The following is a 14741-nucleotide window of genomic DNA, read 5'->3' as shown; positions in this document are numbered from 1 at the left end:
ACTGCTCGTCACCATATATATAAACAGGAAAAAACAGACAGCGAGGTGGGGAGATTGGAAAACGCGCTTGCCATCTGGTCGCCGGTAGTGGTAGCGGAACTGCAAAAAAACCGGTCAATGGCTGAAGACCGTATTTACCCACTGGATATATTGTGCCGCAGTGTGGAGGATCTGAAAATCCGGGTAAAGGAGAGCAGCGTGGTTTTGTTAGGATTATCAGTTGAAGCCAGATTGGTGGCGGATATCCTGTTTCTGCTGCGGGACAGCAGCGGAGAGGTGCAATTATTTAAACGCGAAGAGGTTTTTACAGAACGCGTTCCCCTGCTGGATTTTAATCCTGTGCCGCCCCGCAATGAAAAACTGGATTATCGTTTACGTCTCATCCGTATAAATTGGGAAGGAGAACTGAAGGGGCGTGAACTTAAAGTAGTATGTTTTATCGACTATTCGGTTATAGTTACCCGGGAACAGGTTGTCAGGCTGCGGGAAGAACAGAGCGGGGAAATGCCAGGCGAATCTTACATCGACACCTTGCGAAAGCTGGAGATACAGATTGCAAGTATCCAGGAGGAAAACCAGGAACTTCATCGTCAGATCTTTTACCATATCCGCAACATATCCAGCCTCAAAAGAGGCATCAAAAAGGCGGAAAGCCACAATGCTGTATTAAGCCGTGAAATAGGCCGTTACCAACAGTTAGTACAAGAACTGCAAGAAGCTTTGCAGACTAAAGAATCTTTGCGGGAGGGGACCTCTTATGCAGGGTCTGCCGGCTTGAACGAACCAAGCCTCGATCAGGCCCGTCTGGGCAGCAGAATAAAAAAACTGTTCTTAAATAACCAGTAAAGCGGTTCCAAAAGGTATCCAATCTGAATACATTAAACTAAAAGTATTCAAGGAGAAACCCGTGAAGGTTTTTTTCAGCAACACCGCGCCCATAGTTAAACACGGAATAGGACAGGCATTTGCCGCTATGGGGCACGAGGTTTGTTTTGCCAATGTATTGACAGATGATAACTGGCTGAATGTAATGGAGCGTTTCCAACCTGACTGTGTCTTTACTGACGGGGGCTGGGGAATAAAAGAAATACTGCTGCCGCATCTGAAGAAACACCATATACCGCATATATATTGGGCCATTGAAGACCCACCCTATTTTGAAAGCCTCTCTCTGGCGTTTGCCCGCGTTTCGGCCTGCGTTTTTACCACCTGCCAGGAGTGTATTCCCAGATATCACCAGGAAGGCATAGACGCAAAGCTGCTGCTTTTTGCCTGCAACCCGGACTACCATTGCCGGAGGGAAGCTGACCGCCGTTTTCAAGAGGAAATTGCTTTTGTGGGCAATAATTATTTCCAATACGCCGAGCGTTTAGGAGCGGTGGAACAGATCCTGCGGCCGCTCCTGGAATCTTCCTACAGATGCAAAATATACGGCAACGAGTGGTGGCTGGACCGTGAACGCCCCTTTTTCATTGACGAAGAACATTATGGGGGCTACCTGGCCAATGAAGACCTGCCTTCTTTATGTTCCAGTGTGCCGATAATTCTGGGCCTGCACTCCGTAACCGACTCCAAGACTATGATGAGTATGCGCACCTTTGAAGTCCTGGGGAGCGGGGGGTTCTATTTGACCCAATGGACGCCCGCAATTGAAAACCTGTTTAAAAACCATGTACATTTAGTCTGGACCCGTTCGGCTGAAGAGACTCTGGAACTGACCAGCTATTACCTCCAAAATCCTGCGGCCCGCGAACGCATTGCCCGCCAGGGACAAGAAGAAGTCTACAGCAAACACACCTATTATCACCGGCTGCAGGAAGCCTTGCCGGTAATCTCTGCCAGGGTGGGGCAGGCCAGGCCTGCTCTGCGCGGCGGTCCGGATTATCTTCATTTACGATATACCAGGCCCGCAGTAAAAATAGCTGTGTCGCCATAATGGTAACCTTTTGTATTAATTTCTCATAGTATACAGAGAACCGGATGTACCAAGAACAAGGAGGTGTTTACAATAGAAAGAGCAAAAGCGGCTGCAGAAACTAAAACAGCCGAAGTGCAGGTGAAAACCCGTAAATATCGTGCAGTAGCGTTAAAAAATATCAAGATTGAAGAAGGGCCGTGTCTATGTACGGCCAAGAAAACCAGTGTACCCATGAATGATTTCTGTTCAGAATGCGGGTCGGCGGAAAAACGCCAGCGGATAAAAAAATGCCCCCGATGCGGCGACGCGCTTTGTCCGGAGTGCTGGCAGGGTCACAAAGGATGTTTGTCAGATGATGATGAAGACTAAAGCGGTTATATAATGAACCAATGTGCCAGGTCGTTACACAAGGCCTGGCAATTTAATGCGCGCATTACCGGTGGTTGACGCAGCCGGGGCGGTTATAAATGGTGTCAGGGGAGATATAATGGCCAAAATAAACTGTATAATATACCCACCCACTCTGGATTTTCATTACCTGGTGCAAAGACCCCAACAACTAATTAAAAAATTTGCCGAACAAAATATTACCAGCTTGTTTCTGAATCTTCCCGGCATCTATGAACGGGGCTACCGGGGAATAGACCAAATAAATCCCTATCTATATGTTTTTCATTATACCGAACCTCATCCGTATCTCCAGGGAATCAGGCCGGTGGTATACTACAGCGCTCCGGCCCAGGTTAATCTGGTTCAGAGATACCACCCCTCCTTAACGGTTTTTGACAGTGTAGACGAACCCAGCGATGAGTTCGCAGCCTGGAAACCATATTATTATAGGGCTGTATCTTTGGCCGACCTGGTTATTTGTACTTCGCAGAAACTATATGAAACGGCCTTAAACTATAACCCTAACGTTTATCTCGTACCCAATGGCTGTGATTATGACCATTTTGCCCGCAGCGCCGGAAGCGCTCTGCCTCCTTACGATATGCGCAAACTGCAGGGTCCGGTAATAGGTTATATAGGAGCGATAGCTTCCTGGTGCGACCTGGAATTAATTGATCGCCTGGCCTGCATATACCCCAATTATAATTTCGTTATGATCGGTCCCCTATATAATGTGTCAACAGTACCGCAAAGGCCTAATCTTCACTGGCTGGGTTTCAAAAATTATGAAGAACTGCCCGATTATGCCCGGTGCTTTGATGTAGGGATAATACCATTTAAAAACTCCAGTATGATCGATGCGGTGAATCCTATAAAGATGTGGGAGTACCTGGCCGCTGGAATGCCGGTAGTAACCACGGCTGTTCCTGAAGCTAAAAAATATGAGGGGATTTTATTCTATTCCCAGGACGAAGAAGCGTTTTTGACCAACATTCAATTAGCCCTGCGGGATAATTCCTATTTGCGCCGGGAAGAGCGATTGGCTCTGGCACGCCAAAATTCCTGGGATGCCAGAGCAGAACGGATTATTGCTTTGATTGAATACCACCTGGATAAAAAATACCCGCAAATGATGTCATCACTGCTGCGAATACCCGATATTAAACCCTTTCGGGAACAGATGGTCAGAGCTGATGGAGCGTATGGCGCGAGCCCCTATCAGAGATTGCTCATCAAGCGCTTGTCCCGCTATGGACCTGACCGCTTTTTGCCCGCCGATAACTATTCACACACCCACGGTTACAATATGGGCAAAGCTAAGACCCTTCCTGCTAAAACCGGCTTTTCGCGCCGCCAGGGATTGTATATTGACGGGCGGGAGTTAAGAAGGGGGAGCAGGATAGAATGGATTATAGAGTATTAATCGGCTGCCCGGTTCGCAACCGGGCCTGGATCTTGCCGCGCTATCTGCAATGCCTGCAAAAACTGGATTATCCGCCGGATTTACTGGAGTATTGTTTTATTGTAAATGGCTGTGAGGACAACACCCCGGCGGTATTGGAAGATTTCGCCGCTGTCTGCAATGGAACAGCGCGTATAATATACGCTGATGTTCCTGCTTCTCATGGACACCGGCGCGGCCAGTACAACCTGCAGTATTTGGCCTATCTGAGAAACCTCCTGCTTTCAGCCTTCCTGCAAACCAAATGTCAGTATCTTTTTTCCCTGGACAGCGACATACTGGCGCCCCGCCAAGCATTAAAACAGCTTATAGCCGATGATTGCGATATAATATCCGCTCTGGTCTGTAACGGACACTTGCTTAAAGAGCAAAACCTGTTTAATGTTTTGCGAAAAGAAAACGGGAATTACGTTCATATGCGCAATGTTCCCCGCGACCGGGTTTTTACGGTAGATTGCACCGGGGCCGCCTATTTAATAAAGAGAAGGGTTATAGAAAAATTCGGCGTGCGCTATTCGGCCCAAAATGGGGCGGAGGACATCGGCTTTTGTGAAATGGCGCAGAGTATGGGTATAACAATCTGCTGTGACGGCCGGATAGAATGCGAACATATCATGCAAGAACCGGAGAAAGACGCTGAACCCGCAGAAACTTATGAAATACGCAGATGGTAACAAACGTCTTTAAAATACATCCTATTATCAATGAAACCGTACTAATCGTTTCCCGCAAGTTTATTTTTCGGTCAATTGTAACCCCAAGACCAGCGGAAGTCATAATTAGTCAGCGTTTTCCGCGTCTATTTTTTTATTAGCGTTAATCACACTTTATGTCTCGTTTTCATAGTATAAGCTAGAAATTGCTTAAACAAATTTCGCAAAAAAAGCCCCAGAGGCAAGAGAGAGAAAAAACAAAAGGGAGGGAAGAGTAAGATGGCTGCACTTAAGTGCGAATTTCCGGAAGGTTGTAAACTAGATCTGTTCGCCAAAGTTATAAAAGCAAAGTACATTGAAAAACAGGCCAAAGTATTGGACACGGTGTTCTGTGTTCCCGATGAGCAAGTGGGCGGCAAAATTACCTGCGTCGAAGACATTAAGGTGAAAGTCATTCAAAAGTACGAAGATCTCTTATGCTTCGCCAAGGTAAAACTGGTGGTGGACTACGAAGTAATACTGTTCGTTATCGTTGAAGGCGAGTATCAGATCATCACCGTAACCGATCGCTTTGAGAAGACTATTGAACTGGACGAATTTGATCCGCCGCTGACCATTGAAGAATTCCGCCAGGAGATCGACCAATCCGAGATTATCCTTAAAAATTGGACCTTTGACTTCGAAATCAAGGGGAACTGCGAAGATCCCGGCAATCCATGCCACTTGACCACACCAGTACGCGGAACCTGCTTAGGACTGAAAGTGTATGTAGACATCATTGACAAATTAGGCAAGATGCACGATGTCATTGTCTATGGCGAACTGGACCCTGAAGTAGATTTCTAAACGCCTGCTTAACTCTAACTTGCTCGGCCTTAGGGCCGGGCATTTATTTTTAAATGTTACAGGAAAGTATGGTTTGCTATTGCTGCAAAACCGGGGAAAGATTGCTTCGCTGTACTCGCAATGACACGCGAACAACCTTACTGTCGTTGCGAGGAGCGCAGCAACGCGGCAATCTAAAACGATAACGCTGACCGCCCGGAGGGCGAATTTGTTCTTAAATCAGCCGGGAGGGGTTAATATGGCGGAAGCAAGAATTGAGAGAGCCAAAAAAAATCAGATGCGCGCTCAGCTGGAGAAGATTCTGGAATCCTACCGCCAGCTGGGCGAGCAGATGAGTCTGTATGAAAATGAAACCGAAGTCGGAGAATACGTGAAATTCTGGCAGGAATTAAAAGCCGGCAACCGTCAGTCCATAGAGCGAATATCACGCTATATGGTAATGAAATGCAACCGTTGAATTTAGGCTGCAGAGCAGTTGCTCTCCGGGATAAACAAATGGGGGAATAACTAATGAAAAGACGGCTCGGCCTGGCCCTGGGCGGCGGAGGATTAAGGGGGCTTGCCCACATAGGAGTTCTGCAGGTTCTTCACCAGCAGCATATTCCTGTAACCTGGATATCCGGCACCAGTGCAGGCAGTATTATAGCCGCGCTCTATGCCAGCGGCATGGACCCGTACCAGATGGAAAAAGAGGCCCTGGCCTTAAAACCGGCTGACTACCTGGACTATAACCTGGGCGGTCTGCTTGGTTTTCTCTGGGGGAAGATCACCGGGGGTTCTCCCGAGCCTATAGAAGGCATTATAAAAGGCAACCGCCTGGAGAGAACCATTTACCGGCTTACCGGAGGCAAATATCTTAGAGACTGCAGAATGCCTTTGGCCATAATTTCCTGCAACATCGACAACGGTTATGAAGTTATTTTCACCAATCAACAGCTGCCAGAAACCGGCGACTATGTGGAACAGGTTCATGAAGCCCTGCTCAGTAAGGCCGCCCGGGCCAGCAGTTCTATACCTGCTACCTTTGTGCCCAGTGATTTTCAGGGCAGGCAGCTTGTAGACGGCGGAGTAAAAAGCATCGTTCCCATTCGAGCATTAAAACAGATGCAAGCTGACTATATTCTAGCCGTAAACCTGGGGCAGGAAACTTACCATACTCCGGTTCAAGGCATTCACGAAATAGTGTCCCGCACAATCAGCATCCTCACTTATGAAACCTCGGAAGCTGACCAGGAGTTGCTGGCCGACCTGGTGGTTTATCCCGGGGTTCAAGGGGTGAAATTGGACGATTTATCACAGGCGCGGGACATAATCCAAGCGGGAAGAAGAGCTATGCGTGAAAAACTTCCTGAACTGAAAAAAGGTTTGGCTTAAATACCGCTGTAACAGACCACAAGTTTCTTACATATAATATTCACAAAGCGGGTTCAGCCGGAACCAGGTAACGATGGCAGGGAGGAGGTTAAAATGGCAACCGATAAATTCGAGCACGCAACATTTTACCTGACCAAGAATCAGGTGAATGATATTAAAGAATTGGCCAGGAAAAATCAAATCTCCCGCAGCGCGCTGGTGCGCATGATTATCCGGGAATACCTGGCCCGGCAGGGTGATGATAAAGGGAAATAGGGGCTAACACATGAAGGAGAAACGAGCGAGGGGATGCCTTTGACTAATACAAGAGGCATCCCTTTAGCTATAGCATTCGCCATATTATTACCATACCAAAAAAGGAACATGATATTTGCTTTAGAAAAATATACTAGCAAAAAGGCAGGGAACTTATAGGCATGAAACGAATAGATATTTAAGGAAATATTAAATAAGGGAGGAACTAATATGACACAAACCGATGCCATGACGGCAATGATGGCTATGGGAGCAGGGATATTCATGGTAATTATAGTTATCGGCATAGTATTCTATATTTTAAAGTCTATAGCGCTTACTACCATGGCTGCCAACAGAGGCATAGAAAATCCCTGGCTGGGGTGGATCCCCGTAGGTGATTTGTATATTGCCGGGACGCTTTTAGGAGAAATGGAGCTCTTTGGTTATCGTTTAACCAACCTGGGCTTATGGGTGCCGGTGGCTTATGTGGGAGGAACCATCCTGGGAATGATACCCGTAATAGGAGCCTTATTCAGTATAGCTTTGCTGGTGTTCGCAGTTATCTTTACGTATAACTTGTTTAAAATTTATAGCACACAGGCGGTATTGTTTACGGTGCTTTCCATACTTTTATGCCTGTGGCCCGTATTTCTATTCGTAGTACGCAACAACCAGCCTATAGGACAACCGGTGAACATTCAGCCTCCATCCTCAGAACAATAAGGTTACTGGCGTAATATAGAAATTTATTTTTGATTACAAGAGGCCAACCGGCGCAAGGAGCGATCATACGTTTTTCCGTCTCGACAGGAAAAAGGCAGGCCGGGGCCTCTGCCCGCCGGCGGTGATAGCTTATGCACTGGCAGCACAAGCCTTTGCGCGAGCAGGGCTCATAGGTGCAAGTGCATTCGACTTTGTTGTCATTTTTCTTACAATCCACTCTCAAAGTTCCTCCTTGATTCATGTCTTTAATCGTTTTCTGCCATGGCTTTGAAACATCCGTATCTAATATTCTATACCACATCACTTCCTTAAAAAATATTTTCCGCCGGCCCTTGACATGAGAAGGGAAGGGTTATAACATTAGTGTACTAGCAAAATAGTACACTAATAAGGGGGTAGGGAGATGTGGATTTTGACAGTGCTCAGCCCATATATAGGCAAATCATAGATGAATTTAAGAAGAAAATGATACGGGGAGAATTAAGTGCCGGGGACCGGATTCCTTCTCAGCGGGAATATGCCGAGTATGCCCGGATTAATCCTAATACTGTGCAAAGGGCCTACCGGGAGATGGAGGCCCTGAAGATGGTGGAGACATTAAGGGGGCAGGGCACCTATGTCAGCATCAGTCCGGAAGATTTGGAACAAATGAGAGAGGAAATGGCCAGGTCTAGCATAGACAATTTCCTGGGGGATATGCGGGCCCTGGGTTATGATGGCGAAGAAATTATGAAAATGCTGCGGGAGCGGCAATTTGAACCAAAGGAGGATAAAGACCGATGATAGAACTTAAAAACGTATCCAAAAGGTTCGGGCGAACGGTGGCCCTGGATAATGTCAGTATAATTATTCCGAAGGGAAAGATTACCGGGCTGTTTGGCCCCAACGGGGCCGGGAAATCCACTACGTTAAAACTGCTCATGGGTTTGAACCGGCCCGATAATGGGGAGATAAGCATTACGGGCTTAAAACCGGCCGAGTGCAAAGAGCGTATGGCTTTTTTACCGGAGATTGATCATCTCTACGGCTGGATGACCATAGCGCGGGCAGCCGCTTTTATGCGGGCCTTTTATGCTGACTGGGATGATGCGAAATACATTGAATTGCTTAAGTTCCTGCGCCTGGAAGAGGATATGAAAATCGCGCGCATTTCCAAAGGGCAACGCACTAAAACAAAGCTGCTCCTGACCGCATCAAGGAGGGCCGATTATCTCTTCATGGATGAGCCTTTATCCGGTATTGATCTTTTAACCCGTGAAGAGATTATTCACACCCTGGTTAAGGATTACCGTGAGGGGGAACAGACTATTATTATTTCCACCCATGAAATTGCCGAAGTCGAGAGCCTGGTGGACGAAGTCATTTTCCTCGATCACGGGCAGGTCAAACTACAGGGCAATGCCGATGAATTAAGAGAACGGCAAGGCATGTCTCTGGTAGACATTATGAAGGAGGCGTTCAGGCATGCAAGTTAGCGCAGGCAGAAAGTTTTTTGCTCTCTATCGCAAAGAGATGCGGGATATTTTGCCCGAGATTATTGTGGTGGCGGCTATAGCCATAGTCCTAACCGCGGTGGTTTATATCAATAATCCGCAGATGCCCCAGCTGGTGATGCTGCCGCTGCTGATGGCTATGGGTTTGACCGTGTTTTTGCCTTTTGTATCTTCATTTAAATTATTGTGGCGGGAATGGAACAACAACACCATTTACCTGGTTATGTCCCTGCCGGTCAAAGGCGGCGCGGTCCTGGGCTCGAAACTCCTGGCCCTGCTCAGCCAGTACCTGGCAGGAAGTTTGGCGGTGGTAATAACCGGGTTAACGATTCTGCTTTTACAAGCGCCTGAACTGCAGCCGGCGTTGACATATCCAAAAGAATATGGGATATAATTTCTCTTGGCCTGCTGGCATTTCTCTTAAGTATAATCACCCTGGCTTATTTTATCAGCGCCAGTTTTTCAGCCAGTTAATCGGCAAAATGGTTTCCCGTTTTTCAGGGCTGCTGACCGCGGCGGTGTTTTTTATTACCCTGTCACTGGGCGGGACGTTAATGGATTGGGGACGAACACTTTTTGATTTTAATTTCCTGAATAATCAATTCCTGACGGGGATTTATTTTCCTGCCGGTATCAACAGCCTGCAGCAGGTTTGCCAGACGCTGGTTTTTGAGAACATAGTTATGTTAATTACCGCCTTGCTTGTCTTTGCCCTGGCTGTACTGGTGTACAACCGCAAACTGGAGCTATAGTAAAATTTGACAACGAGCCCTGAACCGGCTAAAATAAAATAACAATTTATATTAGTCGAGACGGTGACAAGATGTATATTGCGCGAAGTTTGGAAAAAACCGTACAGGACATTCAAGGCAGTTTCCCGGTCTTATTGATAACCGGTCCCAGGCAGGTGGGAAAAACAACTCTGTTAAAAAAAATGACCAAAGCCGAACGACGCTATTTGAGCCTCGATGATCCTATCTTGCGTGAACTTGCCGTAAGTGATCCGGCTTTATTTTTACAACGTTTTGAGCCGCCGCTGATAATCGATGAAATCCAATACGCGCCGCAGCTTCTGCCTCATATTAAAATTTATGTTGATGAACACAGGCAAAACGGGGCTTTTTGGCTAACAGGCTCGCAGACCTTTCATTTGATGAAAAACGCCAGCGAATCTCTGGCTGGACGGGTAGGGATTCTCAATTTGCCGGGCTTGTCTAACAACGAGTTAAAAGATAAGCCCTCCACCCCTTTTATACCCAAATCCAAAGCGCTTATTGAAAGAATTAAAGGGGCTGAACCGGAAAAACTAAATGATCTGTTTGCCAAGATTTTTAAAGGCAGTATGCCGGCGCTTTATGCAGGTAAAGTCAACAGCGATATATTTTTTTCCTCTTATGTGCAAACCTATTTACAAAGAGATGTGCGCGACCTGACCCAGGTAGGAGATGAGTTGTCCTTTTTGCGCTTTCTTACCTGTGCAGCCGCACGCACCGGGCAAATGGTCAATTATGCCGATATGGCTAAAGACACCGGGATCAGCCCCCCGACCGCCAAACAGTGGCTTTCCATCCTGGTATCCTCGGGCCTGGTGTACTTGCTGGAACCTTACTACAATAACGCTTTAAAACGTATAATCAAAGCTCCCAAGTTATATTTCCTGGATACAGGACTGGCCGCTTACCTTACCAAATGGACCACACCCGAGGCATTGGAAGCTGGGGCCATGTCCGGAGCGTTTTTTGAAACCTGGGTAATGGGCGAGATAATTAAAAGCTACTATAATGCCGGTAAACGGCCGCCATTATATTATTACCGTGATAAGGACCATAGGGAAATTGACCTGATTATCCATGAAAATGACACTGTTTATCCTATCGAAATTAAGAAAAGTTCAAATCCAGGTAAAGATGCCATCAGGCATTTCGGCGCCCTTGCTCGTATTGGGCTTAACATTGGTGAAGGCGGTGTAATCTGCCTGTGCGGCGAATTGCTGCCGATAGACAAACAAAACTGGTATATTCCTGCCTGGATGATTTAACGCTGCTGTGGAATTTGCGTGAGGGTTTTTGAAAAAGGCAGGTTGCGTGATTCTCTCCCGCCACGTACTGCACTTCCTTTTATAATCATATATTTGTGCCTTCCCGAGCATAACCTTTCGTTTTCCTGCCTGGTCTATTATTGAAGCCATATTCAGCCTCCGGTGGACCAGACTTTAACATTTAAATTCTATTCCTCTGTCTGGTTTAAAAATCTTTATCCTGGAAAGAATTTAAACAGAGAGGGGGAATAGAATTTGAAAAGGTATGTGCCGGTTGCGATTTTGATTTTAGTCTTATTGCTGGCTGGAACTTATTCGTTATATGAGTATGAAAAGAGCCAATCATTGGCAGACGGCGTATTACGCCTGCATGTGATAGCCAACAGCGATTCGCCCGGGGACCAGGCTTTGAAGCTGGCTATCAAGGACCGCATTGTTGAAGAAATGCGTCCGGATTTTTCAAAAGCTCATGATGCCGCTGAAGCCCGGCAAATGGCAATCCGGGAGAAAGACAGGATTCAAGCCGTTGCCGAAACCGTTATGCAGGCAGAGGGTTATGATTACCCGGTTAATGTATATATAGGTGAATTTAATTTCCCGGCCAAAAGCTACGGCAATTTGGTTTTGCCCCAGGGAAATTACCAGGCGGTACGGGTGGTCTTGGGCGAAGGTCAGGGCAAGAACTGGTGGTGCGTTCTTTTTCCGCCCCTGTGCATGGTTGCCTCGTCTGACCGCGGGCTTTCCCTGGCCAGCTCCCGGGAAGCACGGGTTAGCTTTAAATGCCTGGAACTTTTGCCGCGCGGCATGAAAGTAAAAATCTCAAGGCATTAATGATATACACATACATCCCCCTAACTGAACTCAGGGGAACAACCATGGGTTGTTCCCCTGAGCTTTTATTCCGGGGTTACCGCCTGTGTTATAATGTATAAAACGTGGGAGCGGAAAAAGATGAAAAGGTCGATAATTATTGAGGCTCCGGCCAAAATTAATCTTATCCTGGATATAAAAGGCAAGCGGCCCGACGGCTACCATGAGTTGGTGACGGTCATGCACCAGGTCAATCTCTGTGATCGCTTGTTCATGGAAGAATATGATGAGGGAATAGTCGTGGCCAGCGATAACGACTCCCTTCCCAGGCGGGAAGCAATCTTGCCTACCGGGCGGCTCAATTAATATTGGAAAAATTTGGGCAAAAAGCAGGAGTAAAAATATTTATAGAGAAGAATATACCAGTAGCGGCAGGGCTGGCTGGCGGAAGCACAGACGCGGCGGCGGTCTTGATGGGCATTAATGAACTGTATGCTTTGGCGGTTCCGCAGGAGGAGTTAATGCGCCTGGGCCTGACCCTGGGATCAGATATACCTTATTGTCTGGCCGGTTCACCCTTGCGGGAAAAAGATTCCAGGATAATGGCTCCCGCCGGGGTCACCTGTTTAGCCCGGGGCAGAGGTGAGATTTTAAGCCCGCTGCCATCGGTTTGCCTGCAGGAAATCCTGATAGTAAAACCTGATTTTCAGTTATCCACGGCTGAAGTATACGGAGGTTACCGAGATAATGAGGTTACCGACCGGCCTGATATAGAACTGTTTTTGCAGGCTTGGCGGCAGCATGACCTGCGCGCTGTCGCAGCCCGTTTAGGCAATGTCCTGGAGTCGGTCAGTATAAAAAAGCAGCCGCAAATAGAAATGATAAAGAATCAACTTGGAGATTTGGGGGCCATAAACGCCCTTATGTCAGGAAGCGGTCCCAGTGTATTCGGTTTGTTTGCCGATGGGGAGAAGGCCAGGCATGCCTTTAACATATTGAAACAGCGGTATAAAGAGACATATCTGGTTTCATCATATTAATAAAGAGGTGATTCTTAATGGAAGGGAAGAGACTGTTACCGGTAAATCTGGACTCCTATAAACCCTGCGGGAATTGGTGCTGGATGCTATTAGAGAGGCTATAATCAATGGTATTTTAAAACCGCGGGAAAGATTGATGGAGATACAACTGGCTGATGAACTGGGCGTTTCCCGGACCCCTATCAGAGAAGCCCTGCGCAAGCTGGAACTGGAAGGGTTCATTGTTATGGTTCCGCGCAAGGGTGCTTATGTAGCTGACATTTCCTTTAAAGACATCGCCGATATTTTTGAAATAAGGGCTGCCCTGGAGGGCCTGGCGGCAGGCCTGGCTGCGGAAAGAATTACTGATGAGGAACTGGAGGCAATGGAACGTCATCTGGTGGAAAAAGCCGATGCCATTCACAATCATGACATGGAAAGACTGGTAGAAGTAGACACCAAATTCCATGAATCAATTTACCGTGCCAGCCGTAATGAAAGGCTGCTGCCGATTATAAACAACCTGCGCGAACAGATTCAGCGTTTTCGGGCAACATCCCTGGCCTATCCGGGGAGAATGAAACAATCTCTGGAAGAACACCGGGCTTTAGTTGAGGCTATTCAAGCCCGCGATGTTGTGCTGGCCCGGCAGCTGGCCCATGAACATATTGAAAATGCGGAACAGAGCATGATCGAATCCATTAAAAAGGACGGGTTCATTCCCGACTGATTTATAAAATAAGACCGAATCCACACGGGTTCAGCGAAAATTAGCCATATGGGGTTATGCCGTGAAATCCGGTTTAATCCTGTTATCTGTGTCTATTTCGTACTTACGGAGGTACATCAATGCAATATGATGCTGTAATTTTGGCCGGAGGCCAGAGCAGCGGCGAACTCAGGAAAATTGCTCCATACGATAATGAGGCCCTGATTATAATCGGCAATTACCCCATGATCTATTATGTGTACAAGGCCCTGCGACGTTCACAATATGTTGACAAAGTAGTAATTAGCGGCCCGGTGGATTCTCTGCGCAGTATTTTTTCCCGGGAAGAGAACATATTTTTTGTCGGGGGCGGGGATAATGCGGTGGAAAGTTTTGTCAACGCTGTCGGTTTGCTGAAGGAAAAAGGCATGAGTGAAAAAATATTGATTATGCCTTCTGATATTCCGTTTATTACCACTGAAGCGATCGATGACTTTATCCGGGAAACCGAGAAAATTGAAGCGGATTTTTTCTATCCGGTTACCAGCAAAGAAGTTAATGAAAGACGATTCCCCGGAGTACGGCGCACCTATGCCCGGCTTAAGGACGGGATTTTTACCGGGGGAAATCTCTTTATCCTGCGCAGTGCGGTTATAGAACAGATAATGGATATGGCCCTAAAACTTGTAGAGAGAAGAAAGAATCTGCTGGCTATTTCCAGGCTTTTTGGACTGGGGCTAATGTGGAAATACATAACCGGCAGGCTCAGCATCGCCGCGGCCGAAAAACGCTTTCAGGAAATATTGGGTATCCGCGGCAAGGCCATCATATCTCCTTACGCTGAAGTAGGTGTCGATGTCGACAAACCCGCCGACCTGGAACTGGCTCATAAGCACCTGGCAGGAACCCAGCTGTAAAGACCTTGATCAGCCGCGGATCAGCACAGAACCAAGGGGGACACAAGTTAATGTTTGTGTCCCCTCCTTGTGTCTTACAAAAACTTAAAATCCGTGATAATCAACGGCTTTATCAAAAGTTTTTTCTGGATATAGACAGGAATAGAGGCTGA

19 protein-coding genes and 1 pseudogene are annotated in these 14741 nt (G+C 47.0%); all 20 read left to right on the top strand.

All coding sequences use genetic code 11. The annotated features are described in order from the left end of the window. Nucleotides 1-54 precede the first annotated feature (54 nt). The 20 genes and pseudogenes from JCM14374_RS06805 (at nucleotide 55) to JCM14374_RS06715 (ending at nucleotide 14589) form a co-directional block, all read left to right on the top strand. Nucleotides 55-846: a hypothetical protein gene (locus JCM14374_RS06805; RefSeq protein ID WP_054695213.1), complete on the top strand. Its 792-nt coding sequence runs from the start codon at nucleotides 55-57 to the stop codon at nucleotides 844-846. A gap of 61 nt (nucleotides 847-907) precedes the next feature. Further along, complete coding sequence (locus tag JCM14374_RS06800) at nucleotides 908-1936, top strand: CgeB family protein (protein ID WP_054695211.1); 1029 nt, start codon at nucleotides 908-910, stop codon at nucleotides 1934-1936. A 63-nt stretch (nucleotides 1937-1999) separates the two neighbouring features. Further along, entirely contained in the window at nucleotides 2000-2287 is a 288-nt protein-coding gene (locus JCM14374_RS06795) for a hypothetical protein (protein WP_054695208.1), read from the top strand. A gap of 55 nt (nucleotides 2288-2342) precedes the next feature. Next, nucleotides 2343-3731 (top strand): glycosyltransferase, encoded by a 1389-nt coding sequence (locus tag JCM14374_RS06790; RefSeq protein WP_054695206.1) that lies wholly within the window; start codon nucleotides 2343-2345, stop codon nucleotides 3729-3731. Further along, the gene (locus tag JCM14374_RS06785; protein WP_054695203.1) at nucleotides 3713-4444 is read left to right on the top strand and encodes a glycosyltransferase family 2 protein; all 732 of its coding nucleotides are present in this window, start codon (nucleotides 3713-3715) and stop codon (nucleotides 4442-4444) included. Before JCM14374_RS06790 ends, JCM14374_RS06785 begins: the two co-directional genes overlap by 19 nt. 258 nt (nucleotides 4445-4702) lie before the next feature. Continuing rightward, nucleotides 4703-5269 (top strand): hypothetical protein, encoded by a 567-nt coding sequence (locus JCM14374_RS06780; protein WP_054695201.1) that lies wholly within the window; start codon nucleotides 4703-4705, stop codon nucleotides 5267-5269. A 238-nt stretch (nucleotides 5270-5507) separates the two neighbouring features. Then, the gene (locus tag JCM14374_RS06775) at nucleotides 5508-5726 is read left to right on the top strand and encodes a hypothetical protein (RefSeq protein WP_157049006.1); all 219 of its coding nucleotides are present in this window, start codon (nucleotides 5508-5510) and stop codon (nucleotides 5724-5726) included. Nucleotides 5727-5779: 53 nt separating this feature from the next. After that, complete coding sequence (locus JCM14374_RS06770) at nucleotides 5780-6643, top strand: patatin-like phospholipase family protein (protein ID WP_054695196.1); 864 nt, start codon at nucleotides 5780-5782, stop codon at nucleotides 6641-6643. A gap of 93 nt (nucleotides 6644-6736) precedes the next feature. Beyond that, nucleotides 6737-6898 (top strand): ribbon-helix-helix domain-containing protein, encoded by a 162-nt coding sequence (locus tag JCM14374_RS13090; protein WP_083453923.1) that lies wholly within the window; start codon nucleotides 6737-6739, stop codon nucleotides 6896-6898. Nucleotides 6899-7108: 210 nt separating this feature from the next. Then, the gene (locus JCM14374_RS06765; protein ID WP_054695194.1) at nucleotides 7109-7603 is read left to right on the top strand and encodes a hypothetical protein; all 495 of its coding nucleotides are present in this window, start codon (nucleotides 7109-7111) and stop codon (nucleotides 7601-7603) included. Nucleotides 7604-8008: 405 nt separating this feature from the next. Beyond that, a complete protein-coding gene (locus JCM14374_RS06760; RefSeq protein ID WP_054695191.1) occupies nucleotides 8009-8386 on the top strand; it encodes a GntR family transcriptional regulator in 378 nt (125 codons plus the stop codon). Beyond that, complete coding sequence (locus JCM14374_RS06755; RefSeq protein ID WP_054695189.1) at nucleotides 8383-9078, top strand: ABC transporter ATP-binding protein; 696 nt, start codon at nucleotides 8383-8385, stop codon at nucleotides 9076-9078. The genes JCM14374_RS06760 and JCM14374_RS06755 overlap by 4 nt, the downstream gene beginning before the upstream one ends. After that, complete coding sequence (locus tag JCM14374_RS06750; RefSeq protein WP_054695186.1) at nucleotides 9068-9490, top strand: hypothetical protein; 423 nt, start codon at nucleotides 9068-9070, stop codon at nucleotides 9488-9490. The genes JCM14374_RS06755 and JCM14374_RS06750 overlap by 11 nt, the downstream gene beginning before the upstream one ends. Then, a complete protein-coding gene (locus tag JCM14374_RS06745; RefSeq protein ID WP_054695184.1) occupies nucleotides 9480-9848 on the top strand; it encodes a hypothetical protein in 369 nt (122 codons plus the stop codon). Before JCM14374_RS06750 ends, JCM14374_RS06745 begins: the two co-directional genes overlap by 11 nt. 71 nt (nucleotides 9849-9919) lie before the next feature. Continuing rightward, nucleotides 9920-11134, top strand: coding sequence for an ATP-binding protein (locus JCM14374_RS06740; RefSeq protein WP_054695181.1), 1215 nt, complete (start codon nucleotides 9920-9922; stop codon nucleotides 11132-11134). Nucleotides 11135-11389: 255 nt separating this feature from the next. Then, complete coding sequence (spoIIR, locus tag JCM14374_RS06735; protein ID WP_054695177.1) at nucleotides 11390-11965, top strand: stage II sporulation protein R; 576 nt, start codon at nucleotides 11390-11392, stop codon at nucleotides 11963-11965. Between the two features lie 120 nt (nucleotides 11966-12085). Beyond that, on the top strand, nucleotides 12086-12310 hold the full coding sequence (locus tag JCM14374_RS06730) for a 4-(cytidine 5'-diphospho)-2-C-methyl-D-erythritol kinase (RefSeq protein WP_054695173.1): 225 nt from the start codon (nucleotides 12086-12088) through the stop codon (nucleotides 12308-12310). Between the two features lie 2 nt (nucleotides 12311-12312). Continuing rightward, nucleotides 12313-12984: a 4-(cytidine 5'-diphospho)-2-C-methyl-D-erythritol kinase gene (ispE, locus tag JCM14374_RS06725; protein ID WP_054695171.1), complete on the top strand. Its 672-nt coding sequence runs from the start codon at nucleotides 12313-12315 to the stop codon at nucleotides 12982-12984. A gap of 17 nt (nucleotides 12985-13001) precedes the next feature. After that, nucleotides 13002-13693, top strand: a pseudogene (locus tag JCM14374_RS06720) (GntR family transcriptional regulator). Nucleotides 13694-13812: 119 nt separating this feature from the next. Further along, nucleotides 13813-14589, top strand: coding sequence for a nucleotidyltransferase family protein (locus tag JCM14374_RS06715; RefSeq protein WP_054695169.1), 777 nt, complete (start codon nucleotides 13813-13815; stop codon nucleotides 14587-14589). The last annotated feature ends 152 nt before the right edge of the window (nucleotides 14590-14741 follow it).

Origin of the sequence: Syntrophomonas palmitatica JCM 14374 (genome assembly GCF_001311885.1) — a bacterium.
GTDB lineage: Bacteria > Bacillota > Syntrophomonadia > Syntrophomonadales > Syntrophomonadaceae > Syntrophomonas_A > Syntrophomonas_A palmitatica.
Note: the sequence above shows the minus strand (reverse complement) of the source record. Positions and strands in the feature narration are given on the sequence as shown.